Source organism: Pseudomonas sp. G1002 (genome assembly GCF_013385455.1).
GTDB lineage: Bacteria > Pseudomonadota > Gammaproteobacteria > Pseudomonadales > Pseudomonadaceae > Aquipseudomonas.
The window spans coordinates 1-26615 of the sequence record NZ_JACAPY010000022.1 but is presented as its reverse complement, the minus strand read 5'-3'; the positions used below and the strand labels follow the sequence as shown (position 1 = coordinate 26615).

General features: G+C 63.8%; 26 protein-coding genes. 15 read left to right on the top strand and 11 right to left on the bottom strand.

The window, feature by feature from the left end; all coding sequences use genetic code 11:
• Positions 1 to 4: 4 nt before the first annotated feature.
• From HX801_RS11685 to HX801_RS11660, 6 genes are all read right to left on the bottom strand, one after another.
• A complete protein-coding gene (locus HX801_RS11685) occupies positions 5 to 1309 on the bottom strand; it encodes an MFS transporter (RefSeq protein WP_177022135.1) in 1305 nt (434 codons plus the stop codon).
• Between the two features lie 51 nt (positions 1310 to 1360).
• The gene (locus HX801_RS11680) at positions 1361 to 1753 is read right to left on the bottom strand and encodes a 5-carboxymethyl-2-hydroxymuconate Delta-isomerase (protein WP_087694947.1); all 393 of its coding nucleotides are present in this window, start codon (positions 1751 to 1753) and stop codon (positions 1361 to 1363) included.
• 142 nt (positions 1754 to 1895) lie between these two features.
• Complete coding sequence (gene hpaD / locus HX801_RS11675; protein ID WP_003209884.1) at positions 1896 to 2753, bottom strand: 3,4-dihydroxyphenylacetate 2,3-dioxygenase; 858 nt, start codon at positions 2751 to 2753, stop codon at positions 1896 to 1898.
• A 148-nt stretch (positions 2754 to 2901) separates the two neighbouring features.
• The gene (gene hpaE, locus HX801_RS11670; protein ID WP_134326177.1) at positions 2902 to 4362 is read right to left on the bottom strand and encodes a 5-carboxymethyl-2-hydroxymuconate semialdehyde dehydrogenase; all 1461 of its coding nucleotides are present in this window, start codon (positions 4360 to 4362) and stop codon (positions 2902 to 2904) included.
• Positions 4363 to 4367: 5 nt separating this feature from the next.
• Positions 4368 to 5138, bottom strand: a complete 771-nt coding sequence (locus tag HX801_RS11665; protein ID WP_177022134.1) for a fumarylacetoacetate hydrolase family protein — start codon at positions 5136 to 5138, stop codon at positions 4368 to 4370.
• Positions 5135 to 5800 carry a fumarylacetoacetate hydrolase family protein gene (locus HX801_RS11660; protein ID WP_008437186.1) on the bottom strand — a complete coding sequence of 222 codons (666 nt, stop codon included), beginning with the start codon at positions 5798 to 5800 and terminating at the stop codon, positions 5135 to 5137. Before HX801_RS11660 ends, HX801_RS11665 begins: the two co-directional genes overlap by 4 nt.
• 143 nt (positions 5801 to 5943) lie before the next feature.
• Here HX801_RS11660 and hpaA point away from each other — a divergent pair, with 143 nt between their 5' ends.
• A complete protein-coding gene (gene hpaA, locus HX801_RS11655; protein ID WP_003209891.1) occupies positions 5944 to 6846 on the top strand; it encodes a 4-hydroxyphenylacetate catabolism regulatory protein HpaA in 903 nt (300 codons plus the stop codon).
• An 11-nt stretch (positions 6847 to 6857) separates the two neighbouring features.
• Here the strand turns inward: hpaA and HX801_RS11650 are convergent, their stop codons facing one another.
• Positions 6858 to 8114 carry an OprD family porin gene (locus HX801_RS11650; protein ID WP_177022133.1) on the bottom strand — a complete coding sequence of 419 codons (1257 nt, stop codon included), beginning with the start codon at positions 8112 to 8114 and terminating at the stop codon, positions 6858 to 6860.
• A 212-nt stretch (positions 8115 to 8326) separates the two neighbouring features.
• Here HX801_RS11650 and hpaR point away from each other — a divergent pair, with 212 nt between their 5' ends.
• The 13 genes from hpaR to gspD all read left to right on the top strand — a co-directional run bounded on the left by hpaR (position 8327) and on the right by gspD (position 21407).
• Positions 8327 to 8749, top strand: coding sequence for a homoprotocatechuate degradation operon regulator HpaR (hpaR, locus tag HX801_RS11645; protein WP_008437189.1), 423 nt, complete (start codon positions 8327 to 8329; stop codon positions 8747 to 8749).
• Positions 8750 to 8837: 88 nt separating this feature from the next.
• Positions 8838 to 11228: a TonB-dependent receptor gene (locus HX801_RS11640; RefSeq protein WP_177022132.1), complete on the top strand. Its 2391-nt coding sequence runs from the start codon at positions 8838 to 8840 to the stop codon at positions 11226 to 11228.
• Between the two features lie 371 nt (positions 11229 to 11599).
• Entirely contained in the window at positions 11600 to 13294 is a 1695-nt protein-coding gene (gene gspE / locus HX801_RS11635; protein WP_003209908.1) for a type II secretion system ATPase GspE, read from the top strand.
• Positions 13291 to 14493 carry a type II secretion system inner membrane protein GspF gene (gspF, locus tag HX801_RS11630; protein ID WP_177022131.1) on the top strand — a complete coding sequence of 401 codons (1203 nt, stop codon included), beginning with the start codon at positions 13291 to 13293 and terminating at the stop codon, positions 14491 to 14493. The genes gspE and gspF overlap by 4 nt, the downstream gene beginning before the upstream one ends.
• 20 nt (positions 14494 to 14513) lie before the next feature.
• On the top strand, positions 14514 to 14939 hold the full coding sequence (gene gspG / locus HX801_RS11625; protein ID WP_003209911.1) for a type II secretion system major pseudopilin GspG: 426 nt from the start codon (positions 14514 to 14516) through the stop codon (positions 14937 to 14939).
• Positions 14939 to 15370, top strand: coding sequence for a type II secretion system protein (locus tag HX801_RS11620; protein ID WP_003209913.1), 432 nt, complete (start codon positions 14939 to 14941; stop codon positions 15368 to 15370). The genes gspG and HX801_RS11620 overlap by 1 nt, the downstream gene beginning before the upstream one ends.
• On the top strand, positions 15367 to 15735 hold the full coding sequence (locus HX801_RS11615; protein WP_008437204.1) for a type II secretion system protein: 369 nt from the start codon (positions 15367 to 15369) through the stop codon (positions 15733 to 15735). Before HX801_RS11620 ends, HX801_RS11615 begins: the two co-directional genes overlap by 4 nt.
• Complete coding sequence (locus HX801_RS11610; protein WP_177022130.1) at positions 15732 to 16349, top strand: prepilin-type N-terminal cleavage/methylation domain-containing protein; 618 nt, start codon at positions 15732 to 15734, stop codon at positions 16347 to 16349. The genes HX801_RS11615 and HX801_RS11610 overlap by 4 nt, the downstream gene beginning before the upstream one ends.
• Positions 16346 to 17068: a general secretion pathway protein GspK gene (locus tag HX801_RS11605; RefSeq protein ID WP_177009916.1), complete on the top strand. Its 723-nt coding sequence runs from the start codon at positions 16346 to 16348 to the stop codon at positions 17066 to 17068. The genes HX801_RS11610 and HX801_RS11605 overlap by 4 nt, the downstream gene beginning before the upstream one ends.
• Positions 17065 to 18105, top strand: coding sequence for a PilN domain-containing protein (locus HX801_RS11600; RefSeq protein WP_177022129.1), 1041 nt, complete (start codon positions 17065 to 17067; stop codon positions 18103 to 18105). Before HX801_RS11605 ends, HX801_RS11600 begins: the two co-directional genes overlap by 4 nt.
• Positions 18080 to 18691: a type II secretion system protein GspM gene (gspM, locus tag HX801_RS11595; protein WP_017478972.1), complete on the top strand. Its 612-nt coding sequence runs from the start codon at positions 18080 to 18082 to the stop codon at positions 18689 to 18691. Before HX801_RS11600 ends, gspM begins: the two co-directional genes overlap by 26 nt.
• Positions 18688 to 19212, top strand: coding sequence for a general secretion pathway protein GspN (locus HX801_RS11590; protein ID WP_177022128.1), 525 nt, complete (start codon positions 18688 to 18690; stop codon positions 19210 to 19212). The genes gspM and HX801_RS11590 overlap by 4 nt, the downstream gene beginning before the upstream one ends.
• Positions 19209 to 21407 carry a type II secretion system secretin GspD gene (gene gspD, locus HX801_RS11585; protein ID WP_177022127.1) on the top strand — a complete coding sequence of 733 codons (2199 nt, stop codon included), beginning with the start codon at positions 19209 to 19211 and terminating at the stop codon, positions 21405 to 21407. The genes HX801_RS11590 and gspD overlap by 4 nt, the downstream gene beginning before the upstream one ends.
• 8 nt (positions 21408 to 21415) lie before the next feature.
• Here the strand turns inward: gspD and HX801_RS11580 are convergent, their stop codons facing one another.
• The 4 genes from HX801_RS11580 to HX801_RS11565 all read right to left on the bottom strand — a co-directional run bounded on the left by HX801_RS11580 (position 21416) and on the right by HX801_RS11565 (position 25422).
• The gene (locus tag HX801_RS11580; protein ID WP_177009920.1) at positions 21416 to 22078 is read right to left on the bottom strand and encodes an RraA family protein; all 663 of its coding nucleotides are present in this window, start codon (positions 22076 to 22078) and stop codon (positions 21416 to 21418) included.
• 26 nt (positions 22079 to 22104) lie between these two features.
• Entirely contained in the window at positions 22105 to 23442 is a 1338-nt protein-coding gene (locus HX801_RS11575; RefSeq protein WP_256344175.1) for an MFS transporter, read from the bottom strand.
• Positions 23443 to 23545: 103 nt separating this feature from the next.
• The gene (locus HX801_RS11570) at positions 23546 to 24769 is read right to left on the bottom strand and encodes a pyridoxal phosphate-dependent aminotransferase (RefSeq protein ID WP_177022126.1); all 1224 of its coding nucleotides are present in this window, start codon (positions 24767 to 24769) and stop codon (positions 23546 to 23548) included.
• Positions 24766 to 25422: an RraA family protein gene (locus HX801_RS11565; protein WP_177022125.1), complete on the bottom strand. Its 657-nt coding sequence runs from the start codon at positions 25420 to 25422 to the stop codon at positions 24766 to 24768. The genes HX801_RS11570 and HX801_RS11565 overlap by 4 nt, the downstream gene beginning before the upstream one ends.
• A 104-nt stretch (positions 25423 to 25526) precedes the next feature.
• On the opposite strand from HX801_RS11565, the gene HX801_RS11560 reads away from it, so the two are divergent.
• Positions 25527 to 26411 (top strand): LysR family transcriptional regulator, encoded by an 885-nt coding sequence (locus tag HX801_RS11560; protein ID WP_134326192.1) that lies wholly within the window; start codon positions 25527 to 25529, stop codon positions 26409 to 26411.
• Positions 26412 to 26615: the final 204 nt, after the last annotated feature.

Genomic DNA, 26615 nt, shown 5'->3' with positions numbered 1-26615 from the left:
ATCTCTACTGGGGATTGACGATGGCCGCATGGGTGCGCAGCACCAGCAGGCCGCCGAGGGCGATAAGCAGCGCCAGCACGTACAGGGCCAGGCTCGCGCTTTGGGTGGTGTCGCGCATCCAGCCGATCAGGTAGGGCGCGAGGAACGAAGCGATGCTGCCGAACGAGCTGATCAGCGCGATGCCGGCCGCCTGGGTGCTGTTGGACAGGAACGCCGGCGGCAATTGCCAGAACATCGGCAGCGCAGCGCTGGCGCCCATGCCGGCGAGGATCAGGCCGCCCAGCACCAGGGTCGGGTTGGTGGGCGAGAGCCCGGCCACCGCAATACCGATGGCCGACATCAGCAACGGCACGCACAGGTGCCAGCGGCGTTCGCGGTTGCGGTCGGACGAGCGCCCGCAGCCGATCATGAAGAAGCACCCGGCCAGATACGGTACGGCGCTCAGCAAGCCGACCTGGCTGTCGCGGCCGATGCCGGCGCCGTGGATCAGGGTGGGCATCCAGAACGCCAGGGTGTTCACCGCCAGCATCACCGCGAAGTACACCGCCACCAGCAGCCACACCTGCGGGTCACGCAGGATGCCGCCGAAGGAGGTGATGGATTTGCGCTGTTCTTCAGTGCTCAGTTGCTCGCGCAGTTGTTGCTTTTGCGCGGGCTTCAGCCACTTCACGGTTTCGAAGCTGTCGGGCAGGTATTTCAGGACGACCAGGCCGAGCAGCACCACCGGGGCGCCTTCGATCAGGAACATCCACTGCCAGCCCCGCAGCCCGCCGAAATCATGGAAGTTCTCCAGGATCGCACCGGACAACGGGCCACCAATCACACCGGCCATGGGCACGGCAATCGCAAACAGCGCGGTGACTTGCGCCCGGCGGCGGGCCGGGTACCAGCGGTTGAGGAACACCAGGATCCCCGGGAAGAAGCCGGCTTCGGCCACCCCCAGCAGAAAGCGCAGCACGTAGAAGCCCGTGGAGCTTTCGATCCACAGCATGCTGGTGGAGAGCACGCCCCACACCACCATCAGGCAGGCGATCCAGCGCCGTGGGCCGACCCGGTCCAGGGCCATGTTGCTGGGTACGCCGAACAGCGCGTAGGCGATGAAAAACAGGCCGGCACCGAGGCCATACACCGTGTCGCTGAAGTGCAGGTCGGTGCTCATCTGCATCTTGGCGAAGCCGATGTTGATGCGGTCCAGGTGGGCAAACAGGTAGCAGATCAGCAGCAACGGCATCAGTCGCCAGGTGACGATGCTGTGGGTGCGCTGATGTTCGATCAGGGTGGTGCTGTCGGCGGTATTGGCTGTGCTCATGATGTTGTTCTTTTTTGTTTGAGTGGCCATGGGCGGAAAGGTGGGCTGTGCTCAGCCCGCCTGGTTCTTCAGAAATGCGTGCACGTTGTTCTGCTTGAAATTCAGCTCGGGGTGCAGCTCGATCATCTCGAACGACAACGCCAGCAGCCGCTGGGATTGCAGCTCGGCGAAGTGTTCGGTGATGACCTTGAACAGGGCTTCGGCCACCGCCTTGCGGGTTTCCAGGTCGCGCCCGTGGCCGACCTTGAGGGTCATGTGGACGAAGGCGTAGTCATGCTTGCCGTCGGCCATGCGCCAGGTGTCCAGGCGCACTCCGCGACTGCGGATGCCCCCCAGGGGAAACACGCCGCTGTCCCCCAGCACGGCGTGAACCTGCTCGAACAGGGCCGGCAGGTTGGCCTGCTGCTCGATGTTGTCGGTGTATTCGGCGATGAAGTGCGGCATGTGTATCTCCTCTTGGGGTGAGGTACAGCGAATTCCTTGTAGGAGCTGGCTTGCCTGCGATGGCATCAACTCGGTGCGACAGATACACCGAGGTGCCTGCATCGCAGGCAAGCCAGCTCCCACATTTGATCCTCACCAAGGCTCATAAAGGGAAAATGGCATTGATCTGCCCGGTGCCCGAACTGCCGAACGGCTGGGTGATGATCTCGGCCGGCTGGTTGTAGTCCGGCCCGCCCAGCAGTCCCAGGAGCATCGCGGTGTCGTGCATCTTGCCTTCGCCGAAGCAGTGCTCGGCGTAGTCCGGCAGCATTGCGCAGAACTCCTTGAAGCGGCCTTGCTTCCACATCTCCACCACGTGCAGGTCCATCTGTTTGTCGAATTCACGGGTCCAGTTGTGGATGTTGGCTTCGGCTTCGCGGTCGTCCGAGAAACGGTGGGAGAGGGAGCCCGAGGCCAGCACCAGGACTTTGCGGTCGCTTTTCTCGATCGCCCGGCGCACGGCGGCGCCGAACGCAAAGCTGTCTTCCAGGCGGTGCCAGGCGCACCACGCGGCAATCGAGATCACGTCGAACTTCTGCGCGTCCGGCACGCCCATGTGCATGTAGCGCATCGGCACCAGGGTGCCGTATTCCAGCTCCAGGCTCGGGATGTTGTGGGCCATGGTGCGCACGCCGGCCAGGTTGGCCTCGGCGGCGATCAACTCGCCCAGCTCGGGGCAGCCCGGGTACTCGTACTCCATGTTCTTGATGAAGTGCGGCAGCTCGTTGCTGGTGTAGGTGCCCTTGAAATGCTCGCCGCAGTTGACGTGATAGCCGCTGTTGACCAGCCAGTGCACGTCGAACACCACCGCGGTGTCGGCCCCCAGTTCACGGGCGCGCCGCCCGATTTCCTTGTGCCCGGCGATGGCTGCTTCGCGGCAACCGTGGTGCTTGCCGGGCAGTTCCGACAGGTACATCGAGGGGACGTGGCAGATCTTCGCTGCCAGAACCACTTCGCCCATGATCATTCTCCTGAGTATTTATTCTTTTGTAGGAGCGAGCTTGCTCGCGAAAAACGTCAACGATAACGCAGCACTTCTGTTAGCCCGCGGCGCCTGCGGGTTCTTCGCGAGCAAGCTCGCTCCTACAGGTAGCGTTGTTATATCCGGGTTACACACCCCAGCGCGGGATGTGATGACTGCCCATGGAAATGCACACGTTCTTGATCTCGGCAAACACTTCGAAGCTGTACTGGCCGCCTTCACGGCCGGTGCCGGAACCTTTTACCCCACCAAACGGCTGGCGCAAGTCCCGCACGTTCTGGCTGTTGATGAACACCATGCCGGCTTCGATGCCGTAGGCCAGACGATGCGCCTTGCCGATGTCCTGGGTCCAGATATAGGACGCCAGGCCGTACTCGGTGTCGTTGGCCAGTTGCAGCGCCTCGGCTTCGTCCTTGAACGGGATCAGGCACACCACCGGGCCAAAGATTTCTTCCTGGGCGATGCGCATGTTGTTGTGCACATCGGCAAACACCGTTGGCTGGATAAACTGCCCACGGCTCAAGTGCGCCGGCAGGTTGGCCGGGCGTTCCAGGCCGCCGGCCAGCAGGGTGGCGCCTTCTTCGAGGCCAATCCTGATGTAGCCGGTGACCTTGTCGTAGTGGGCCTGGGTGATCATCGAGCCGACCTGGGTCTTCGGGTCCTGCGGGTCGCCGACGATCAGGCGCTTGGCGCGGGCGGCAAATTCGGCGACGAACTGCGGGTACACGCTCTCCTGAATGAAGATCCGGCTGCCGGCGGTGCAACGTTCACCGTTCAGCGAGAAGATGGTGAACAGTGCCGCGTCGAGGGCGCGGTCCAGGTCGGCGTCTTCAAAGATCAGCACCGGCGACTTGCCACCCAGTTCCATGGAGTACTTTTTCAGCCCGGCGGTCTGCATGATTTTCTTGCCGGTGGCGGTACCGCCGGTGAAGGAAATCGCCCGCACGTCCGGGTGGCGCACCAGCGCATCACCGGCGGTGGCGCCGTAGCCCTGGATCACGTTCAGCACGCCGTTGGGAATCCCGGCTTCGACCGCCAGGCGCCCCAGTTCATTGGCCGTCAGCGGCGACAGCTCGGACATCTTCAGCACCGCGGTATTGCCCAGCGCCAGGCACGGCGCAGTCTTCCAGGTGGCGGTCATGAACGGCACGTTCCATGGCGACACCAACGCGCACACACCCACCGGCTGGTAAAGCGTGTAGTTGAGCATCTGGTCGTCCACCGGGTAACTGTGGCCGTCCATGCGGGTGCAGACTTCGGCGAAGAAATCGAAGTTGTGAGAGGCCCGTGGAATCAGCACGTTCCTGGTCTGGTGGATCGGCAGGCCGGTGTCGAGGGTTTCCAGCTCGGCCAGGTGCGGCACGTTCTGTTCGATCAGCTCACCGAGCTTGCGCATCAAGCGGGCACGTTCCTTGGCCGGTGTGCCTGCCCACTTCGGAAAGGCTTCCTTGGCTGCTGCAACGGCCTGCGCCACTTCCTCGGCACCGCCGCTGGCCACTTCACCGATGGCTTCGCCGGTGGCCGGGTTGTAGTTGATGAAGGTGTCTTTGCTCTCGACCTCACGGCCGTTGATCCAGTGTTTGATCATATTGCTCAAGCCTCTTTACGGGCGGCGAAAAAGTCCGCCTCGCTGACAATTCGATTGACCAGGCGGCCTACGCCTTCCACTTCCACGACCACTTCATCCCCCGGCACCACATCCGCCAGACCTTCCGGCGTGCCGGTGGCGATCATGTCGCCGGGCTGCAGGGTCATGAAGCTGGACAGGTACTCGATCAAATACGGGATGTCGAAAATCATGTCTTTCGTACTGCCTTCCTGGCGCAGTTCACCGTTGATCCAGGTGCGCAGCTTCAGGTTGCTCGGGTCCGGCACGTCGGCGACATCCACGATCCATGGGCCCACGGGCGTGGTGGCGTCGCGGTTTTTCACCCGCAGGTTGGGGCGGTAGTAGTTTTCCAGGTAGTCGCGGATCGCGTAGTCGTTGCACACCGTGTAGCCGGCCAGATACTCCAGGGCGTTCTCGCGCTTGACGTTGCGCGCCGGTTTGCCGATGACCGCCACCAGTTCGCACTCGTAGTGCATGTAGGCGACGTTATCCGGCCGCCAGGTCACCTGGTTATGGCCGGTGTAGGTGCCGGGGGACTTGATGAACGCCAGCGGTTCAGTCGGTGGCTTGAAGGCCAGTTCGGCGGCGTGGTCGGCGTAGTTCAGGCCGAGGGCAAACATGCTGCCGGTGGCCGGTGGCAGCCATTCGACCTGGTCTTCGACCAGCAGGCGGCCGTCGGCCAGGCGCACGGCGTTTTCAGCTTCTACCAGCACCTGGTGGGCTTCACCTTCAAAGCGAATACGGGCGTGTTTCATGACAGCTCCTCTGCCTTGATGTGGTTGACCAGGCGGCCCAGGCCGCTGATCTCGACTTCAACCGTGTCGCCGGGTTGCACATCCACCCGGCCTTCGGGGGTGCCGGTGATCAGCACATCGCCTTCGTGCAGGGTCATGAACTCGCTGATCTCGGCGATCAACTGCGGCAGGCTGCGCACGAAGTTGGCGGTGGAGTTTTGCTGGCGCAGTTCACCGTTGACGAACAGCTTCACGCTCAATTGATGCGGATTGGCGACCTGGTCGCGGGCCACCAGTTCCGGGCCCAATGCGCAGAAACCGTCCCGGCACTTGGCTTTCACCGCCGGGCGGTAGTAGCTGTCTTCCGGCAGGCTGAACTCATTGACGATGGTGTAGCCCGCCACATGCTCCAGGGCATTTTCGACGCTGACCCGGCTGGCGCTCTTGCCAATCACCACCCCGAGTGCCGGGCCCGGTTGCAGGCGTTCACCCTGTGGGTGCAGCACCACGCCGTCGTGGCCGTTGCGGGTATTGGGCGTCTTGATGAACAGCACCGGCTTCACCGGTGGTTTCTGGTAAGGCGCTTGTTCGAATTCGGCGAGACGTTGGTTCAGCAACCCCTGGTAGTTCAGCGCAACGCCGAACAGGGTGCCGTTCGCAACATCATGCAGGGCACGGCTCATGCTTTTCTCCTGGCAGTGGCGGGGCAGATTCGGGCCTGCTCCGTGGGATATTCGTTAACCTGTTAACGTTATAATTAAGATGTTAACTATCGTCAAGCGTGGCAATATTTCAGGGCAGTCAAAACAACAAAGAGAATGCAGTGATGAGCGATCGTCAGCCGATCCCCAACATCAACATCGGGCAGGTCTACGACCAGCGTTACAGCGATGCCGAGGTGCACTACGACCGGCTCGGCAACCTGGCGGGATTTTTTGGCCGCAACATGCCGGTGCATCGCCATGACCGGTTTTTCCAGGTGCATTACGTCAAGACCGGCGCGGTGCGGGTCTATCTGGACGATCAGCAGTACCTCGAATCCGGGCCGATGTTTTTTCTCACGCCGCCGACGGTGGCGCATTCCTTCGTCACCGAAGCCGACGCCGACGGCCATGTGCTGACCGTGCGCCAGCAACTGGTGTGGGCCTTGATTGACGCCGACCCCAGCCTGGCCCCCGGCGCACAATTGCCGGCGGCCTGCGTGGCTTTGGCGCGGCTGGCACCGGAATTTCAGCCCGAGGTGCGCCGCCTGGAATTCCTGTTTGATGAGCTGTGCAGCGAGATCAACGCCCAGGCCAGCGGGCGCGGTTCGGCGCTGGACAGCTTGACGCGCCTGATCATGATCAGCCTGCTGCGGCTCTGCGCCAATTCCCTGGAAGCCCGGCCTGCACGCCACGAAGACCTGCGGATCTTTCACCGCTTCAACGAGCTGATCGAAGACCACTACCTGCAACACTGGCCGCTGTCGCGCTACGCCGACGGTATCGGCGTCACTGAAGCGCGGCTCAACGAGGTGTGCCGACGCATCGCCGACCTGCCGTCCAAGCGCCTGATTCTGGAGCGGCTGATGCAGGAGGCCCGGCGCCTGCTGCTGTTCACCGGCAGTTCGGCGAATGAAATCTGCTACCAGCTGGGGTTCAAGGACCCGGCGTATTTCAGCCGGTTCTTCCAGCGCTACGCGCAAATGACGCCGGGGGAATACCGCCAGCGTCAATCGGGGTTGCGTTGAGGCGCCCGGCGTTACCACAGGGCTACGGTGTAGCCGATGATCACCCGGCTTTCGTCGATGTCGCTGGTCAGGCCGTTGCTTGAGCGCAGGGTCGCATTGCGCAGGCGCACGTTGACGTTCTTCAGCGGGCCGCTCTGCACGGTGTAGACCAGGTCGGTGTCGCGCTCCCATTCGCGGCCGTTGCGCACCGTGGCGGTTTGCGCATGGCTGCCGTCGACGTAGCGGGTCATGAAGGTCAGGCCCGGCAGGCCGAGGGCGGCGAAGTTGTAGTCGTAGCGCGCCTGCCAGGCATCGGTGTTGGCCTTGGTGAAGATATTGATGGTCACCAGGTTGACCGAATACGGATCTTGCCCCGGGAAGGCAAAGTCGCCGTCGCCGGAAAGGTTCTGGAAGCCCAGGCCGAACTTGTGTGCGCCCACCGACAAACTGAACATGCCGTTGAAAAAGCGGTTGTCGATCCGCCCGCCGTCGACCCGCGAAGCGCTGCGCAGCAGGGCGCTGCCTTGCTCGCGGGTGTCGAAGTAGCGCAGGTCGGTGCGCAGGTTCACGCCTTGGGCCAGCGGCAGGTCATGCACCAGGCCGATGAAATTCTGGCGGTAGATGTCCTGCATCTGCGCGTAGTAATAAGTCGCCGCCAGTTGCGGATTGATTGCGTAGGTGCCGCCGGCCAGATCCAGGTGGCTGCTGGAGACGCCGCCGTAGCTCATGGATTCGTTGTTGGAGGAGTCCCGCAGGTTCTGCTTTTCCAGGCGGCCGACGTTCAGGGTCAGGCCGTCGATGTCCTGGGAGGTCACCAGTTCACCGTTGTAGGTCGACGGCAACAGGCGCGTGTCGTTGTAGGCGGCCACCGGCAACAGCGGTTGCAGGGTGCCGAGCTTGAGCACGGTTTTCGACACGCGCAATTTGGCGGTCAGGCCGAGTTCGCTGTAGCTGTCGGCCGGCTCGCCGCTGGCGCCAGACGGCAACAGCCCGGTGCCCCGGCGGTCGCGGCTGGAGTCGAGCTTCAGGCCCATTTCACCCAGGGCGTCCACGCCAAACCCGACCACGCCTTCGGTGTAGCCCGACTCCAGGCGCAGCACAAAACCTTGCGCCCATTCGTCTGCCTTGTTCTGCGGCGCGTTGGCCTGGCGAAAGTCGCGGTTCATGTAGAAATTGCGCAGGTCCAGGCTGGCCTTGCTGTCCTGGATGAAGTCGGCGTGGGCGACCAGAGGGCTAAACGCGGCGCACAGGCCAGCGCTTGCCGCCGTGCGAAAGAGGCACGAATGCATGAGGGGCGTTCCTTTTGTTGTTTTTGTTGGTAGAGCCCGCCACCAGGGCAGGGGCGGGCATATTGTTAACATGTTATCTTTAAGCTGAATAGCTGGATTAACAGGTTTTTATGAATTCGTTTCGAAATTAACGACTTGCTGCGTGCGTCGGGTTGCGCACGCGGAACACCGACTCTAAGCTTCGTCGCTTCGACCTCTATTGCGCGTGAACCATGCCCACCCCCAGACCGTCCCTTACGCTCACCTTGCTCCAGGCCCGCGAAGCGACCATGGCGTTCTTCCGGCCGTTGCTCAATGAACATGACCTGACCGAACAGCAGTGGCGGGTGATCCGCATCCTGCGCCAGCAAGGCGAACTCGAAAGCCACCAGCTGGCGCACCTCGCCTGCATCCTCAAGCCGAGCATGACCGGCGTACTGGGGCGGCTGGAGCGTGACGGTATCGTGCGCCGGCGCAAATCCGCCGAAGACCAGCGCCGGGTGTTCGTCGCCCTGACCGAACAGGGCCAGCAGTGTTTCGTCGACATGAGCGCCGGGATGGAAAGCAATTACCTGAAGATTCAGGAGCAGTTCGGCGAGGAATCCCTGGAGCAATTGATGGAGCTGCTCCAGAAGCTCAAAGGCATCAAACCGTAATAATCAAAAAATAGTGGCTGAAGTCTGTCCCTTTTTTTCACGTGACTGGTCATTCCAGGTAAGTGAACAAAATCGAGAGCTTCTTCCAATGCCCGCACTACGCCCGTTGCTGAACCTCAGCCTGATGCTGAGCCTGAGTGCCAGCCCGTTGTTCGTTCCCATCAGCTATGCCGAAGACGGTGCGTCCCGGCGCAGCTACCAGGTGCCGGCCGGCAGCCTGAGTGCCGCGCTGACCCGTTTCGCCGGGCTGGCCGGGGTCAACCTCTCGGTGGACCCGGCGCTGGTCAGCGGCCGCAACAGCAGCGGGTTGTCCGGCGAATACGGCGTCGAAGAAGGTTTCGCGCGCCTGCTCCAGGGCTCCGGCCTGCAACTGCAGCCCATGGGCGAGCAGGCCTATAGGCTGACCCCGGTTCCCGAAGGCGGCAGCCTGCAACTGGCGCCCACCTCGATTCTCGGCGCCACCGGCGATGCCGGCAGCGAGTCCTTTGCTGGTGGCCAGGTGGCGCGCCGTGGCTCCCAGGGCCTGCTGGGCTCGAAGGACTTCATGGATACCCCGTTCAGCATGACCACCTACACCAGCGCGGCGGTCAAGAACCAACAGGCGCGTACCCTTGGCGACCTGATTGCCAGCGACCCCTCGGTGCGCGCCACCAACCCGGCCGGCGGGCGCTATGAGCAATTCACCATTCGCGGCTTCAGCCTGTTCAACAGTGATGTCGCCTACAACGGCCTCTATGGCGTATTGCCGACCTACACCATCGACATGGAAATGGCCGAGCGCGTCGACATCATCAAAGGCCCCAGCCAGTTGATCAACGGCATCTCGCCACGGGGCAGCGTGGGCGGCGGGATCAACGTGGTGCCCAAGCGTGCCACCGACACACCCATCACCTCGCTCACCGGCAGTTGGGCCTCCGACAGCCAGGCGGGCGGAGCCGTGGATATCGGCCGGCGTTTTGGTGAAGACAACCAGTTCGGCCTGCGTTTCAACGGCGTGAAACAGTCCGGCGACACCGCCTGGGATCACCAGAGTGTCGACCGCGAAATGGCCGTGCTGGGCCTGGATTTTCGCGGTGAACGCCTGCGACTCTCCACCGACATCGGCCGCACCGAGCGCGACACCGACGCCCCCCAGGAACGCGTGCAAGTCGGGCCCAAAGCCAGGGTGCCGAGTGCCAACGACGTACGCCACAACTACGCGCAGCCCTGGAGCAAGGCAAGCACCAACGACACCTTCGGCACGGTCAACGGCGAGTTTGATCTCAGCGACAACCTAATGCTCTACGGCGGCGTCGGTGCGCGCAAAAGCAACCATGACTTCCTGCGCCATGCAGTGTCGGTGGCCAACAACGCCGGTGATTTCAGCGTGCAGCCCCGCGACTTCACCCGCGATGAAAACGTGCGCACCGCCACGGCGGGCGTGCGCAACTGGTTCCATACCGGCCCGGTGAGCCATGAGGTCAACCTGGCGGCCAGCTACTTCTACATGGACTTCGAAAACGGCGGCGCGCGATATGCGCAGGGTTCGAGCAATATCTACAACCCTGTGGAAACCCCGGCGCCTGGCCGGCCAACGCGATTTGACTCGAAGGTCTACACCGAAAACCGTTTCAGCGGTGTGGCGTTGTCCGACACCCTGGGTTTTTTCGATGACCGGTTGCTGCTGACCCTCGGTGCGCGCTGGCAGCGGGTCAAGGTCGACGACTGGACCGATGACGTCAAAGGCGACACCGCCTACGACGAGGAAAAAATTTCACCGTCCGGCGGCATCCTGTTCAAGGCCACCGACAAGCTCTCGTTGTACGCCAACTACATGGAAGGCCTGAGCCAGGGCAAGGTCGCGCCGTCGGCGTCGGTCAACGATGACGAAATCTTCCCACCGTTCATCAGCCGTCAGGTCGAAGTCGGCGCCAAGTACGACGCCGGTGCGTTCGCGGTGACGGCCGCTGTATTCAGGATCAAGCAGCCGGCCTACGAGACCAACGCCACCACGCTGGTCTTCGGCCCCAATGGCAAGCGCCAGAACGATGGCGTGGAACTCAGCGTGTTCGGCGAGCCGCTCAAGGGTTTCCGCCTGCTGGGCGGGGTGATGTACATCGACAGCGAACTGACGCACACCACCAACGGCACCTACGACGGCAACCGCGCGCCGGCCACGCCCAAGTACAACGTCAACCTGGGCGCGGAGTGGGACGTGCCGACTGTTGAAGGCCTGACCCTGACCAGCCGCGGGATCTATTCCAGCTCGCAGTACCTGGACCAGTCCAACGTCAAGGAAATCGACGCCTGGACGCGGCTTGATGTCGGCGCACGCTACGCCTTCAAGGTCGACGACAAGCACATCACCCTGCGGGCCAATGTCGAGAACGTGGCCAACCGGCGCTACTGGAGTTCGGCCGGTGCCTCGGATGACAGCGAGCCGGGGTTGACCTTGTCGACGCCGCGCACTTATTTGCTGTCGGCGACCGTCGACTTCTAACTGCAATCGCGCCACAGGGAAGTGGCACTCTTGTGTAGTTCAAAATTAAACGACGAGAAGTTCAATGATTAGTGCTGTTGCAGCGGGCTGGCTATTTGCAATCGTGAACTAAGCATCAATATGTTAGTCGATGTGTTTAACAAGATTTTATGAATTGTGGCGAACTAATGGCCTTGGTCAGTAGTTCTAAAAGGCCATGATTTGCCACGGCTGTCCTGCACATCGCTTGTGTGTAGGGTCTTGATCTTGTTCAAGGCGCCGCTGGGACTAGTTGTTGTTTCTGCACCCTTGGAAACAGCCTCTTCAACTAGTTGTTCAGAATGGTGCAGATGTCTCAACCGATACCGTCAATGCCCATCGATGCATGCCGAATGCAGATTCCGGATGCCGAACAAGTGTGCGCGTGGCTGATGCGAAAAGCCGGTCTGAAAACCGTCGACCTGGAACGTGCTCGACGGTTATCCCAGGAATCCGACGACCCCGAACTGCTCGGCCTGCTGACGCGCCTGGGGCTGGTTTCCGAAGTGGAACTGGCGCGGGCCTGGGCCGATTTGCTCGGCGCGCCGTTGCTGCTGGCGGACGCCGCACCGCCCGTGCTCGACCCGCTGCCGGCGCTGACCGAACGCTTCATGCGCCATTACCAGGTGGTGCCGGTGGGCTGGAGCCACGGTGGTGTGCGGGTGTTGGCGGCCAACCCGGCGCTGCTGTATCCGTTCCAGGCCCTGGCATACGCGTGCGGCGTGCCGGTGTGGCTGGCGGTCGGGCCGCGCAACGAAGTCGAAACCCTGATCGAGCGTTACTACGGCCAGGGCCGTTCCGCCATGGGCACCCTGATCGAAAACCTCGATGAACAGGGCGGCGCCCTGGAAGACATCGAACACCTCAAGGACATGGCCTCCGAAGCCCCGGTGATTCGCCTGGTCAACCTGATCCTGCAACGGGCCGTGGAGCACCGCGCCTCGGACATCCATATCGAACCCTTCGAAAACCAGCTCAAGGTGCGCTACCGCATCGACGGTGTGCTGCATGAAGCCGAAGCGCCGCCGGCGAGTTCCTCGGCGGCGGTGATTTCCCGGGTCAAGATCATGGCGCGCCTCGACATCGCCGAGCGCCGCCTGCCGCAGGACGGCCGGATCATGTTGCGCATCCAGGGCAAGGAACTGGACCTGCGGGTATCCACGGTGCCCACCAGTTTTGGCGAGTCGGTGGTGATGCGCCTGCTGGACCGCCAGACCGTGCAGTTCGATTTCCAGAGCCTGGGCTTTGACGGCCAGCGCCTGGAAACCTTCCTTGAAGTGCTCGAGCGACCCCACGGCATCCTGCTGGTCACCGGACCCACCGGCTCGGGTAAAACCACCACGCTCTATACCGCGTTGTCGCGGCTCAATACCGCCGAGCGCAAGATCATCACCGTCGAAGATCCGGTGGAATACCAGCTGGAAGGCATCAACCAGATCCAGGTCAAGCCGGCCATTGGGCTGGATTTCGCCGGGGCGCTGCGCTCCATCGTGCGCCAGGACCCGGACGTGATCATGATCGGTGAAATCCGCGACCTCGAAACCTGCCGCATCGCCATCCAGTCTTCCCTGACCGGCCACCTGGTGCTCTCGACCCTGCACACCAACAGTGCCGCAGCAAGTATCACGCGCCTGCTGGACATGGGGGTGGAGAGCTACCTGATCGCCTCGACCGTCAATGGCATCCTCGCGCAGCGCCTGGTGCGCCGCCTCGACCCGGCGACCCGCGAGGCGTTTGAAGCCCCGCCGGAGCTGATCGAGGAACACGGCCTCGACCGCTTCACCGAGCAGCGCCCGATCCTGCTTTACCGGCCTCGCGCCAACGCCGCCGGCGGCGGTTACCACGGCCGCAGTGCAATCACCGAATTGCTGGTGATGAATGACGAACTGCGCAGCTTGTTGATGCGCCAGGCCGACGCCGCGACCCTCGAACAGGCCGCCCGCCGTGGTGGCTTGCGCACCCTGCATGAAGAAGGCCTGCGCCAGGCGGTGGCCGGTGTCACGTCCCTTGAAGAAGTGTTGCGCGTCACCCGTGGAGAGGGCGCGTGAGCCTGTTCAAATACCGTGCCCTGGACAGCCAGGGCGTCGCGCAGAGCGGCACCCTCGAAGCGAAGGACCAGGCCGCCGCCGTCGCTGCGCTGCACAAGCGTGGCCTGCTGCTATTGCACATCGATGCCGCCGGTGCCCAAGGGCTGCGCAATGCCTTCGGGCGCGGTCAGTTGAATGGCGCGGCGCTGGTCAGTTTTACCCAGCAACTGGCCACCCTGCTGGGCGCGGGCCAACCGCTGGAGCGCTCGCTGGGCATCCTGCTCAAGCAGCCCGGCCAGCCGCAGACCCGGGCGCTGATCGAGCGTATCCGCGAGCACGTCAAGGCCGGCAAGCCATTGTCGGCAGCGCTGGAAGAGGAGGGCAGCCAGTTTTCGCCGCTGTACCTGAGCATGGTGCGTGCCGGTGAGGCGGGCGGTGCGCTGGAGAACACCCTGCGCCAACTCAGTGACTACCTGGAACGCAGCCAGTTATTGAGAGGCGAGGTGATCAACGCGCTGATCTATCCCGCCTTCCTGGTGGTGGGCGTGCTCGGTTCCCTGGCGCTGTTGCTGGCTTACGTGGTGCCGCAGTTCGTGCCGATCTTCAAGGATCTGGGCGTGCCGATTCCGTTGATCACCGAAGTGATCCTGGGCCTTGGGCAGTTCCTCGGCGCCTATGGCCTGGCGGTTTTTGCCGGGTTGATCGTGACGGTCTGGGCCCTGGCGGCACGCCTGCGCAACCCACGACACCGCGAGCAGTACGACCGGCGCGTGCTGGGTATCCGCGTTATCGGCCCGCTGTTGCAGCGGGTCGAAGCCGCACGCCTGGCACGCACCCTCGGCACCTTGCTGAGCAACGGCGTGGCGCTGCTGCAAGCGCTGGTGATCGCGCGCCAGGTCTGCACCAACCGTGCCTTGCAGGCACAAGTGGCCCAGGCCGCCGAGTCGGTGAAAGGCGGCGGCACCCTGGCCAGTGCATTTGGCAGCCAACCGCTGCTGCCGGACCTGGCCCTGCAAATGATTGAAGTCGGCGAACAGGCCGGTGAACTGGACAGCATGCTGCTCAAGGTCGCCGACGTGTTCGACGTTGAAGCCAAGCGCGGCATCGACCGCCTGCTCGCCGCCCTGGTGCCGTCCCTGACGGTGGTCATGGCGGTGCTGGTGGCGGTGATCATGCTCGCGATCATGCTGCCGCTGATGAGCCTGACCAGCAATATATGAAGACCCAAGGAAGCAAGCCGATGCGCCATACCCGTTTCAAACCCGCCCGCCGCCAAGGCGGTTTCACCTTGCTGGAAATGCTCGCGGTGATTGTGTTGCTGGGCATCGTCGCGACCATCGTGGTGCGCCAGGTGGGCGGCAACGTCGACAAGGGCAAATACGGCGCGGGCAAGGCGCAACTGGCCAGCCTGAGCATGAAGATCGAGAGCTACGGCCTGGACGTCGGCTCGCCACCCAAGACCCTCCAGCAATTGGTCGACAAGCCCGGCAACACCGCCGGCTGGGCCGGACCGTACGCCAAGCCCTCAGACCTCAAGGACCCGTTCGGCCATGCCTTCGGCTATCGCTTCCCCGGTGAACATGGCGCCTTCGACCTGATCTTCTACGGTCAGGACGGCCAGCCCGGCGGCGAAGGCTACAGCGCCGACCTGGGCAACTGGGAATAATGCCGGCCCTCCAACGCGGCTTTACCCTGCTGGAGATGCTGGTGGTGATCGTGTTGATCAGCATCGCGGCCGGGTTGGTGGGATTTGGCCTGCAACAAGGCCTGCGGGTAGCGAAAGAGCGCCAGGTGGTCGGGCAGATGGTGGATGCCCTGCGCAGCACACGGGCACGGGCGATTGTCAGCGGCAGGTCGGCCAAGACCGTCTTCGACTTGGCCCGGCTGAGCTTTCAGGCGCCGGGGCAACCCATCAAGCACTGGCCGGCCGATCTGCAAGTGACCCTGCACACCGCCGAACACGCAGGCGCTGCGGTGGAGTTTTACCCCGACGGCAGCTCTACCGGCGGCAACCTGTTATTGGCCAATGGCACGCGACGCTGGCGCATCGACGTCGGCTGGCTGACCGGCAGCGTGCAGTCCAGGGCATTGCCATGAAGCGTCAGTCGGGTTTCACCTTGCTGGAAATGCTCGCAGCGCTGACCCTCATGGCGATCTGCAGCACGGTGTTGCTGGTCGCGTTCGGCCAAAGCGCGCGCTCGTTGTTGCAGGTGGCCCACAGCGACCGCCTGACCCATACCGCCTTGAGCGTGATGGATCAGGAGGCGTCGGGGCCCCTGGCCAGTGGCGTGCGCGAGGGCGAGCTGGACGGCATTGCCTGGCAACTGCGCGTCGCCCAGCAGCCCACCCGCATCGGTCAGCCACATTTGTTTCGCCTCGATCTCAGCGTCAGCGAAGGTCCGCGCCGCGCAAATTTCAGTACCTTGAAACTGCGCGCCAGCCGCGACGGGAGCCTCCAGTGAAGCAGCAGCGGGGCTTCACGTTGCTCGAAATCATGATCGTGCTCAGCCTGCTGGGCGTGTTGTTGGCCCTGGTGGGCGGCGCGCTCCTGGGAGCCAACCGTGCAGTACTCAAGGCGCAGCGCTACACCGTCAGCCTGGATGAAAGCCGCGCCGCGCAACAGTTCCTGCGCACCTCCATCAGCGAAGCATTGCCCCTCGACGTGACCGAGGACGACAGCCAGACCAACGGCTTTTTTGTCGGCGCTCCCCAGCGCCTGCAATTCGTCGCGACCTTGCCGGGCGTGCTCGGCGGCGGTATCCAGCGTTTCACCTTGCAGTTGACCGAGCGCGAGTTGCAGGTGGCGTTCGCACGGTTTGAGTCCAATGCCCAAGTGAGCGTGCCGGCCACCCGCAGCGAACCGCAGGTGTTGCTGAAGAACGTCGAGGATCTGCAATTCAGCTATCGCGGCCTGTCGCCCAAGGGCCAGGCCACCGGTTGGATCAGTGACTGGCCGTGGACCAAACGCCTGCCTTATGCGGTACGCATTGCAGCACAAGTCAACGGACCGGTGCCGTGGGTCACCCAAGTGGTTGCCCTGCGGCTGAACCTCTCTAGCGGAGCATCAGGCGAATGAAGCGTCAGCGCGGCGTTGCATTGCTGCTGGTGCTGTGGGTACTGGCGTTGCTCAGCTTGCTGCTGGGCGGCCTGGCCGGTTGGGTACAACTGGAAAGCCGCCAGGCCCTGTGGCATCGCCAGCATACCCAGGCGCTGCTGGCGGCGGAGGCGGGCGTGGCGTTGGCCATGCAGGCCCTGGCCGACCCGCTGCAACGCAAGCAATGGATCGCCGACGGCCGCGAAATGCCCCTGGTATTTGATGACGCACAGCTTCACGTGAGCCTGCACAGCGAGCGCGGCAAGCTGTATTTGAACAGCGCCGAGGCCGCTGACTTTGCCCGGCTGGCCCTGGCCTGCGGCGCCACCCAGGCCCAGGCCAGCCGGCTCGCCAGGGACCTGGAAATGCGGCGCAACGCAGGCCTGGCGCCGTTCCGCGTGGTGGAGGAAGTGCGGCAATTGCCCGGCATGACCCAGGCGCTGTACAGCCGGCTGGCCCCGGAAATCAGTTTGTGGAGCGGCCTGGACCGGCCCGATCCCGCTTTCGCCAGCCCATTGATGCGCCAGGCGCTGAACCTGCCCCGGCAGAGCGCAGTAGGGGCCGACCCCGGTGACGTGCTGGTGATCGACAGCCGCGCACAACGCCCCGGCGGTTACCACGCCCGGTTACGAACCACGGTTTTATTGAGCCCATCGGAGGGAAGCGCACAACCTTATCGGGTGCTGCGTTGGCAAGAATGAATCCATACCTTTCGGCGCCAGTGGCGCGCCTTCAACAGCTGGCCGAACCGCTCACCCGGCGCTGGCGCGGCAGCTTGCTGCAAGTGGGCTGGCGCCTGTGGCTCAAGGAGCTGCGTGGCTGCCTGCCGGCGTGGCTGTCGGTCCGTGACATCCCCGAGCACCGCTACCACTGGCCGTTGACCGAGCCGGTGGCAAAACCTGCCGACGAGGTGCGCCAGGTACTGGTGCTCGCGCCCTCGGCGGTGCTGCTGCAAACCCTGCAACTGCCCCTGGCGGCCGCGCGCAACCTGTCGACCGTTATGGGTTATGAGCTGGACCGCTTTACCCCGTTCGAGGCTGAACAGTTGTACTTCGTGGCCCGCCAGGAACGGCGCACCGCCACGCATGTGCAAGTGACCCTGGTGGCCATCCTGCGGGAGCGCCTGGATCAAATCCTGTTGGACTGCGCTGCTCTCGGCTTGCAGCCCCATGCGGTGGATGTGGACGGGCCAATGGGCATCGACCTGCTGCCGGCGCCGTTGCGCCCACGCCAGCGGCCGGCCGGGAAGGGCTTGCAACGCAGCCTGCCCTGGCTGTGCGGCGCCTTGCTGATTGCCGCGATGCTGCTGTGGCTCAACGACCGCCAGCGGGTGCTCGACGTCATGCAGGCGCAGGTGCAACAACAGAAAGCCCAGGTCGCCGAGGTCCAGAGCCTGCGCCAGCAACTGCTCAATACCCGTGGCGCCGCGCAGTACCTGATTCGCCGCAAGTCGGCACAACCGCCGTTGGCGGCGTTGCTCAACGAGCTGACCGCCTGCCTGCCCGCCGATACCTGGATCGACCAGTTGGACGTCAACAACGGCGCCGACGTGTCCTTCTCCGGGCAAAGCGCCAAGGCGAGTGCCCTGATCACTCGGATCAAGGCGTGCCACAGCCTGGAAAACCCCCAGTTCGAAGGGGTGATCCAACCCGATGCGCAAACCGGCAAGGATCAGTTTTCCCTGCGCGCCCACTTGCACCAGGAGGCCGCCGATGCGCCGACCACTGACACCCCGTGAGCGTCGCGGCGCCGCCTTGCTGGTCCTGGCGCTGGTGCTGGGCGGCGGTTACTGGCTGCTGATCGACAGCTGGTTCGCCGGGCCATTGCGTGCCATGGGCGAGCAGGCCGAACAGCTGCGCGAACAACAGCAACGCTATGCGGGCCTGCTGCAACAGGGCGCCGCCTTGCGTGAGCAACTGGAGCAAGCCCGCCAGGACCCGGCCAGCAGCACCAGCCTGTTGCCGGGGGATGACCCCAGCGCCGTGGCGGCGGACCTGATGCAGCGCATCGCCGACCTGATCAACAGCCGCGCCGGCCTCGGCGGCGGCTGCAGCCTGACCCAGCGCATGCCCATCACCCCGGAGCAGGACGACACCGAGCCCTATCGCCAGGTCAAAGTCAGCCTGACCCTCAACTGCGCCATCGAACCCCTGACTGCGATCCTGCATGAGCTGGAGTACCAGCGACCGTTCCTTTTCGTGGATGAAATGAGCGTCCGTCGCGGGCCGAATGCCCCCGCCAGCGGCGGTGCCGGAAAGCTGGTGGTGCACCTGTTGGTGCGCGGTTATCTGCAACCGGCAGCCGCCACGCAGGCCCGCCGATGATCAATTCATTGCGCCCCCTCGAGTGGGGATTGCTCGGTGTGGCCGGGCTGCTGGGCCTGCTAATGGTGGGCATCTTGAGCAGCATCGGCGACGCGCCGCAGTGGTTGGATGAGCCTGCCTCCGCCGTGCGCGCCAATGCTTCGGCGAAGGTTCACGTGGCCCCGAGTGCGACCCTGGAAAGCCTCGCCGGCACCTGGCAGGCGCCGCTGTTCAGCCCCGACCGCAGCCCCGATGCCGCCGTTGGCCAGGCCGAGATTTCCAGCCTGTCGAGCCTGAAGCTGACCGGCGTGCTGCTCGACGGCGACCTGCGCGTCGCGCTGCTCAAGCGTGACGAGGGCCCGCCGCTCAAGGTCCACCAAGGCCAGACTCTGCCCAACGGCTGGCGCCTGGAACACCTGACGCCGCTGCACGCCCGTTTTGTGCTGGATGGCCGCACGCAAACCCTGAGCCTCAGCGTTCCGCGTTTGCCGCCGCCGTCCACCACACCACCGATTTCCCTTCCTCACGAGCCCGCCCCTTGATCGATACTTCCCCTAGCGCCTTGCGCACCAGCGTGTTTTGCCTGGCCACCGCCGTCGCCTTGGGCGGCTGTGGGTCATTCCCCGATCACCTTGACCCGGACGATGCCTTGCTTCACGAGGCGATGCAGGGCACCGGTTCGCAACGGCCGCCCGTGGACCCGGCCAGCGAGTCGCCTGCGGCCGACAGCCGCCAACCCCAGGCGCCTACGCCGCCCCAGCGCCAGTTGATTCGCGGTAACCAGCAGTTCGTGCGCCAGCCCGCACCGGCGCCGGCGGTCAAGGATGAAGCCAGCGGCGACATCGTGTTCAACTTCGCCGACCAGCCGATTGAGGCGGTGATCAACAGCGTCATGGGCGACCTGCTGCACGAGAACTACAGCATCGCCCAGGGTGTGAAAGGCAACGTAAGCTTCTCCACCTCAAAGCCGGTGAACAAGAAACAGGCGCTGTCGATCCTCGAAACCCTGTTGTCCTGGACCGATAACGCGATGATCCGCCAGGGCCAGCGCTACGTGATTCTGCCCGCCAACCAGGCGGTGGCGGGCAAGCTGGTGCCGGAAATGAGCGTGTCGCGACCCTCCAGCGGGCTCTCGGCACGGCTGTTTCCGCTGCGCTATATCTCGGCCACGGAAATGCAGAAACTGCTCAAGCCGTTCGCCCGGGAAAACGCATTCCTGCTGGTGGACCCGGCACGCAACGTGCTGAGCCTGGCCGGTACGCCGGATGAGTTGGCCAACTATCAGGACACCATCGACACCTTCGACGTCGATTGGCTCAAGGGCATGTCGGTGGGCGTATTCGGTTTGCAACGGGCTTCGGTCGCGGAGTTGATGCCCGAGCTGCAAAAAATGTTTGGCCCCGACAGCGGCATGCCCCTGGCGGGCATGGTGCGCTTCCTGCCCATCGAGCGGACCAATTCGGTGGTGGCGATCTCGTCCCAGCCGCAGTACCTCAGTGAAGTTGGCGACTGGATTCACACCATCGATGAAGGCGGCGGCAACGAGCCGCAGATGTACGTCTACGACGTGCGCAACATGAAGGCCACGGACCTCGCCAAATACCTGCGGCAGATCTACGGCACCGGCGCGATCAAGGACGATACGCCGGCCCAGGTGGCGCCGGGGCTGCGCACGGCGACCTTGTCGTCACTCAACACCAGCGGCGGCACCTCCGGTGGCTTGAACAACAGCAGCAATAGCCCGCCCGTCAGCGACGAAGAAGACCAGGCCCCGGTCGCCAGCGAAGACGGTGAAAATGCAGAGCCGGGCGCTGCCAAAAGCCTCGACGCCGGCACCCGGATCACCGCGCAAAAAAGCAGTAACCAGTTGCTGGTACGCACCCGACCGGTGCAGTGGAAGGAGATCGAATCGGCGATCAAGCGCCTCGACAACCCGCCGCTGCAAGTGCAGATCGAGACGCGCATCCTCGAAGTCAAACTCACCGGCGAACTGGACCTAGGGGTGCAATGGTACCTGGGCCGCCTGGCGGGCAACTCCACCAGCACCACGGTAGCCAATACCCCTGGCAGCCAGGGCGCCCTGGGTGGCGGCGGTGCGGGATTGGGCGCGGATTCGCTGTTCTATTCCTTCGTCAGCTCCAACCTGCAAGTGGCCTTGCACGCCCTGGAAACCAACGGCCGCACCCAGGTGCTGTCGGCGCCATCGCTGGTGGTGATGAACAACCAGCCGGCGCAGATCCAGGTGGGTGACAACATCCCCATCAGCCAGACCACGGTCAACACCGGCAACGCCGACAGCACCTTGAGCAGCGTCGAATACGTGCAGACCGGGGTGATCCTCGACGTGGTGCCGCGGATCAACCCGGGCGGCCTGGTGTACATGGACATCCAGCAACAGGTCAGCGACGCCGAGAACCAAACCACCAACAGCAGCGACACACCCAACAACCCGCGTATCTCCACGCGCTCGGTGTCGACCCAGGTGGCGGTGCAAAGCGGCCAGACCGTGTTGCTCGGCGGGCTGATCAAGCAGGACAACGCCGAGAGCGTCAGTGCGGTGCCGTACCTGGGGAAAATCCCCGGGCTGCGCTGGTTGTTTGGCAACACCAGCAAGTCCAAGGACCGCACCGAACTGATCGTGCTGATCACACCGAGGGTGATCACCAGCAGCGGTCAGGCGCGGCAGGTGACGGATGACTACCGCCAGCAGATGCAGCTGTTGCGACCGGCCAACTGAAGGACCTTTCAGCCCTTGCGTTGCAGGGTGTGATAACCCAGCGCCGCCCGTGCTTCACGCAGGGATTTGCCTTCATCGAGCAGCGCCCGGATACGCGCTTCCACCGCTTCAATCGAGCGCGCGCACGCCGCCACTTCATGGGCCCGCTCGCGCGGCACGATCACCACGCCATTGGCGTCGGCCACCACGATGTCCCGGGCGCACACCCGGGCTTGGCCGATGGACACCGGCTGGTTTACTGCTTCCACTTCAACCCGGTCCTTGCCCGTGCGCATGAACCGGCCCTTGGTGAACAGCGGGTAGCCGTCGCCCAGGGCCTTGCTCACGTCGCGGCACACGCCATCGATCACCGTCGCGGCGATCCGCTGGCTGCCGGCGTACTGGGTCATGATGTCGCCCCACACCGTGCAGTCGGTGCGTCCGTCATTGTCGATCACCACCACATCGCCTTCGGCCACGTCATCGACAAAGTCACCGACGGTGCCCGGCGGGGTGCTGGCGCTGACGTAGCGCACCGTGAAGGCCGGGCCGACCACCACCTGGCGATAGTTGTCCAGGGGCATGATTCCCAGGCACTGGCCGGGCAAGCCGAGTTTGTCCAGGGCGTCGGACACGCCCGGGGTGTCCAGGCCGGCAAACAGGGCAACCAATTCTTGGTCTTGGGGTGACATGGGTAACTCCTCGTGGTGGTGACAAATCAGGTCGGGTGGCTGGAGGCCGGGCGGGGCTCGGCAATGGTCAGCAAAATGATGAAGCTGATGAACGAGCCGATCGCCAGCCAGGCAAATACGTAGTTCCAGCCGTAGTTGTCCAGCAGCAGGCCGGTGATGAAGGGCGTGGCGGCGGCGCCCAACTGGCCGATCATGTTCACGATGGCGTTGGAGATCGGGAAGGTCTTCTTGGTGGTCAGGCCCATCGGGTAGACCATGTAGGACGAGAAGCCGAGGCTCAGCACCACGCCGGTCAGCATCAGCAGCAAGCCGTAGGGCAGGGGCTCGGCCGGTGAATTGATCAGCAGGTACATCATCAACGAGGTGCCGACCGCCGACAGCAACATGCCCGGCTTGCGGCGCCCGCCCATCAGGCGGTCCGAGCAGAAACCGCCCAGCAGGTTGCCCAGCACCGCGCCCACCCAGGGCGCTGCCGAGACCAGGCCCATGTTCATGATCGAGAACTGCTTGACGGTCATCAGGTAGGTGGGAATCCACGCCAGCAGCACGCTGGAGACACCGAGCTGGAAGCAGTAGCTGGTGGCGCACCCCCAGATATTCCATGAGGTGAAAACCTGACGGTTGGTTTCCAGGGGCTTTTCATCGCGGGTGCGGATCACCCGGTCGAGCTTTTTCACCCACGCCGGCGTCTTGTGCACACGGGCGGTCTGGGCGATTGCGGTGTCTTCGACGATGTATTGAAGTTCGGCCTGGTTGACGAAGCGGCTGCGGGACGGATGGTCGGTGACCATGAAGTACCAGACCACCGCCAGCACGATGCCCGGGATCGCAAAGAAGTAGAAAATCTCGCGCCAGCCCCACACCGAAATGATCACGGCGCACAGCGGCGGCACGATCACCGGTCCGAACTTCACGGCCGATAAAAAGATCCCCGACGCGGTGCCTTTTTCCCGTGCCGGAAACCAGTTGTTGATGGTGGTGGTCATGCTGATGGGCAGCGGGCCTTCGGCGATACCCAGGCCCAGGCGATAGAGTTTCAGTGCCAGCAGTGAGCTGGCGGTGCCCACCAGCCCGGTCAACAGGGAGGTCAGCACCATGGCCCCCGGCAGGATCCGGCTGACGCCAAAGCGGCCGAAGGCAAAGCCCGACGGCAGTTGTGCCAGGGCGTAAGCCAGCAGGAACAGGCTGACCAGGCCACCGGCCTGGGCGTTGCTCATTGCAAATTCCTGGCGAATGAACGGCAGCGCCACGCCGAGGTTGGCCCGGTCGGCGGCGGCCACGGTGTAGATCAGGAAAATCAGCGCAGCAACCACCCAGCGGTATTGGCTGCGCACAGCGGGTTTTATGACTTCAGGCATAGACATGGGGGCGGACCTTGTTGTTGTGAGTGTTGTCCTGTTCGGCCTTAATCTTAAGAAGGGGCGCATGCCACCATTAGCGATATTTATCTATGTGAACTCATCACTTTTATTCTTCTGCCAGCAGGCTGCGACAGAAGCCGCGGATTGCCTCGCACGCCTGGCGCAACGACTTGTCATCCAGGGCATAGGCGATGCGGATGTACGGCCCCAGGCCAAAGGCGCTGCCATGCACCACGGCCACATTGGCCTCATCCAGCAGCGCCAGGGCCACGTCTTCATCGCTGCGCAGCAGCCGCCCGCCCGCCGAGGTGCGCCCGATCAGCGCGGCGCATGAGGCGAACGCGTAGAACGCGCCGGCGGGGCTGATGCACGTCAGGCCTGGCGTGTCGTTCAGCAACTGGACCATCAAGTCCCGGCGCGCCTGGAACACCCGGCGGCTGTCGCGGATGAAATCCCTGGGGCCTTCCAGTGCAGCGAGGGCCGCCTGTTGCGAGATCGAACAGGCGCCGGAGGTCTGCTGGCCCTGGAGTTTTTCCATGGCCTCCAGCAGCCAGCGTGGGCCAGTGGCGAAACCGATGCGCCAGCCGGTCATGGCGTAGGCCTTGGACACGCCGTTCATGGTCAATGTGCGTGGTGCCAAACGCGGCTCAACCTGGGCCAGGGTATGAAAGGCCTGGCCGTCGAAGATCAGGTGCTCGTAAATGTCATCGGCCAGGATCAGCACCTGCGGGTGGGCCAACAGCACCTCGGCGAGTGCCCGCAAGTCGTCTTGGCTGTACACCGCGCCGGTGGGATTGGACGGTGAATTGAGGATCAGCCAGCGTGTTTGCAGGGTGATTGCAGCAGCCAGGGCCTCGGGTGTCAGCTTGAACCCACTGTTGGCATTGCAAGTGACGATGCGCGCCTCGCCGCCGCACAGTTGCACCATCTCCGGGTAACTGACCCAGTACGGTGCGGGCACGATCACCTCGTCGCCTTCATTGAGGGTGGCTGCCAGGGCGTTGTAGATCACCTGCTTGCCGCCGTTGCACACGAGGGTGTCCTGCCAGGACACGTCCAGGCCGTTTTCGCGCCGGAACTTCGCCGCCACCGCCTCCCGCAGGGCCCGCGCACCGGCCACCTGGGTGTAGCGGGTATGCCCGGTTTCAATGGCCTGGATCGCGGCTTCGCGGATATGCGCCGGGGTGTCGAAATCCGGTTCGCCGGCGCACAGCGAGATAATCTGCGCGCCTTGCGCCCGGCGTTCGGCGACGCGGTCCATGATGCGATAGGTGGCAGACGGTTGTGCGCTGGCCAGGCGCGGGTTCAGCCGCTGGATATCGGTACTCATCGGCTGATCGCCTCAAATTGTGCGTCGTGCATCACCTCGACCACCGAGCGCCCGCTGCGCACGGCCTGCACCATGCCGTCCTGGCGGCGGGCAATGCGCTCGCCCAGGTCCAGGACCTTTTCGATCACCGCCTGGGCCACGAATACCGTGCCGCAGGTATCGGCAATCACGTAGTCGTCCTCGCTGACGCTCACGCCAGCGACGCTGAGGGTCACGCCGGCGTCGAGCTGCACCACGCGGTTGCGCGCGCTGATCATGGTCACGCCGCGTCCGTACACCGGATAGCCAATGGCTTCGCTGCCGTCGATATCGCGGCTGAAACCATCAATCACTGTACCGCGTATGTGTTTGCGCAACGCCGCGTTGGCGATGATGTCGCCCCAGCAGGAAATGCCCTCGATACCGCCGGCAATCACCAGCACCCGGTCGTCTGTCGCGACCTGTTCGATCACCGGGGTGATCAAGTGCACGGTCGGGGCGATGTCGGACTTGGGGCCGAGCAGTACGGTACTGGCGCGGCCAACGATCTTCGGGCAGTTCCACAACGGGCGCAGGCCCACGGTGGCGCCGGGCAGGCCGAGGAAGTCGAGGGCGTCGGACACGGTGTTGGTGTCCAGTGCGGCCAGGCGGTCGAGCAAGTGGTCAGCGGTCATGGGCAAGCCTCGGGTGACGGAGGCGGCCAGTGTCAGTCAGTGGCTATGATAGGTATATTACGAAGTACAGAAGCCTTGCATACGCTTAACCTATGGATAAGACCATGATCAACTTTCGCCTGATTCGTCACCTCTGGTTGTTCCTGGCCGTGGCTGAAGAGCAGAACTTTGGCCGTGCGGCCAAGCGCCTCGGCATGTCCCAGCCACCGCTGAGCGAGCAGATCCAGGTGCTGGAGCAGGCGCTCAAGGTCAAGCTGTTCGACCGCTCCCGACGGGGGGCCAAGCTGACTCCGGTGGGCGCGGCGATCCTGCCGGCGGTGCGCAAGTTCGCCGAGCAGCTGGAGCGCCTGGAACTCGCCGTGGAAGAAGCGGTGGCGGGGCAGTCGGGGATGTTGACCATCGGCGCGATTTCCACGGCGATGTTTGATGTGCTGCCGGGGTTGATCGAGCAACTGAAGCTTGATTACCCGCAGCTCACGGTGTCGGTGCGGGAAATCGACAGCGTCGAGGCGTTGCCGGCGCTGGAGGCCGGGGATATCGACCTGGCGTTTGCCCGGCTGGATGGTGACCTTGGGGCTTCGGTGCAGTCATTGCCGCTGACGGAGGACCGGCTGGTGGTGGCGTTGCCGGCGGATCACCCGTTGGCGAGTCGTACGCGGATCAGTTTGTCGAGCCTGGCGAATGAGCCGTTGGTGATGTTTTCGCGCAACGTCAGTCCGGTGTATTTCGACAATTTGATCGCAACCTGTCGTGCCAGCGGGTTTTCGCCTCGGGTGCTGCATGAAGTGCGGTCGGTGGCTTCGCAGATCGCGTTTGTCAGCTATGGGCAGGGCATTGCGTTGGTGCCGGCGTCGTTGAAGAAGCTGGCGCCGGCCAATGTGGTGTTTCGGGCGTTGAGCCAGAAGCTCAATGTGGTGACCACGGCCGTCGCCTGGAATACCCAGCGGCCGAACCCGGTGGTGGAGGCGGTGATCGCGCGGTTTCGCTAGGGGTTGGGGTTGAGTACATATCCGTTATTTAGGTAACGGCGGCTTATGGTTCCGCTCTTACAGCGGGTCACTTTTGGCAAACGCCCGGAATGCCGGCCCAGCCAAAAGTAACCAAAAGGTCTTTGCCCCACCACTCGGTGCCTCGCCTAGGCTCGGCATGCCCGCACTCCGGCCCGGTTCCGCGGGCCGCCGCGACGGGCCATC

Bases quoted from the DNA above. Each gene is read 5' to 3' on its own strand.
- HX801_RS11685 (WP_177022135.1), bottom strand. From the start codon at position 1,309: ATGAGCACAGCCAATACCGCCGACAGCACCACCCTGATCGAACATCAG.
- HX801_RS11680 (WP_087694947.1), bottom strand. From the start codon at position 1,753: ATGCCGCACTTCATCGCCGAATACACCGACAACATCGAGCAGCAGGCC.
- hpaD (WP_003209884.1), bottom strand. From the start codon at position 2,753: ATGGGCGAAGTGGTTCTGGCAGCGAAGATCTGCCACGTCCCCTCGATG.
- hpaE (WP_134326177.1), bottom strand. From the start codon at position 4,362: ATGATCAAACACTGGATCAACGGCCGTGAGGTCGAGAGCAAAGACACC.
- HX801_RS11665 (WP_177022134.1), bottom strand. From the start codon at position 5,138: ATGAAACACGCCCGTATTCGCTTTGAAGGTGAAGCCCACCAGGTGCTG.
- HX801_RS11660 (WP_008437186.1), bottom strand. From the start codon at position 5,800: ATGAGCCGTGCCCTGCATGATGTTGCGAACGGCACCCTGTTCGGCGTT.
- hpaA (WP_003209891.1), top strand. From the start codon at position 5,944: ATGAGCGATCGTCAGCCGATCCCCAACATCAACATCGGGCAGGTCTAC.
- HX801_RS11650 (WP_177022133.1), bottom strand. From the start codon at position 8,114: ATGCATTCGTGCCTCTTTCGCACGGCGGCAAGCGCTGGCCTGTGCGCC.
- hpaR (WP_008437189.1), top strand. From the start codon at position 8,327: ATGCCCACCCCCAGACCGTCCCTTACGCTCACCTTGCTCCAGGCCCGC.
- HX801_RS11640 (WP_177022132.1), top strand. From the start codon at position 8,838: ATGCCCGCACTACGCCCGTTGCTGAACCTCAGCCTGATGCTGAGCCTG.
- gspE (WP_003209908.1), top strand. From the start codon at position 11,600: ATGCAGATTCCGGATGCCGAACAAGTGTGCGCGTGGCTGATGCGAAAA.
- gspG (WP_003209911.1), top strand. From the start codon at position 14,514: ATGCGCCATACCCGTTTCAAACCCGCCCGCCGCCAAGGCGGTTTCACC.
- HX801_RS11620 (WP_003209913.1), top strand. From the start codon at position 14,939: ATGCCGGCCCTCCAACGCGGCTTTACCCTGCTGGAGATGCTGGTGGTG.
- HX801_RS11615 (WP_008437204.1), top strand. From the start codon at position 15,367: ATGAAGCGTCAGTCGGGTTTCACCTTGCTGGAAATGCTCGCAGCGCTG.
- HX801_RS11605 (WP_177009916.1), top strand. From the start codon at position 16,346: ATGAAGCGTCAGCGCGGCGTTGCATTGCTGCTGGTGCTGTGGGTACTG.
- HX801_RS11600 (WP_177022129.1), top strand. From the start codon at position 17,065: ATGAATCCATACCTTTCGGCGCCAGTGGCGCGCCTTCAACAGCTGGCC.
- gspM (WP_017478972.1), top strand. From the start codon at position 18,080: ATGCGCCGACCACTGACACCCCGTGAGCGTCGCGGCGCCGCCTTGCTG.
- HX801_RS11590 (WP_177022128.1), top strand. From the start codon at position 18,688: ATGATCAATTCATTGCGCCCCCTCGAGTGGGGATTGCTCGGTGTGGCC.
- HX801_RS11580 (WP_177009920.1), bottom strand. From the start codon at position 22,078: ATGTCACCCCAAGACCAAGAATTGGTTGCCCTGTTTGCCGGCCTGGAC.
- HX801_RS11575 (WP_256344175.1), bottom strand. From the start codon at position 23,442: ATGTCTATGCCTGAAGTCATAAAACCCGCTGTGCGCAGCCAATACCGC.
- HX801_RS11570 (WP_177022126.1), bottom strand. From the start codon at position 24,769: ATGAGTACCGATATCCAGCGGCTGAACCCGCGCCTGGCCAGCGCACAA.
- HX801_RS11565 (WP_177022125.1), bottom strand. From the start codon at position 25,422: ATGACCGCTGACCACTTGCTCGACCGCCTGGCCGCACTGGACACCAAC.
- HX801_RS11560 (WP_134326192.1), top strand. From the start codon at position 25,527: ATGATCAACTTTCGCCTGATTCGTCACCTCTGGTTGTTCCTGGCCGTG.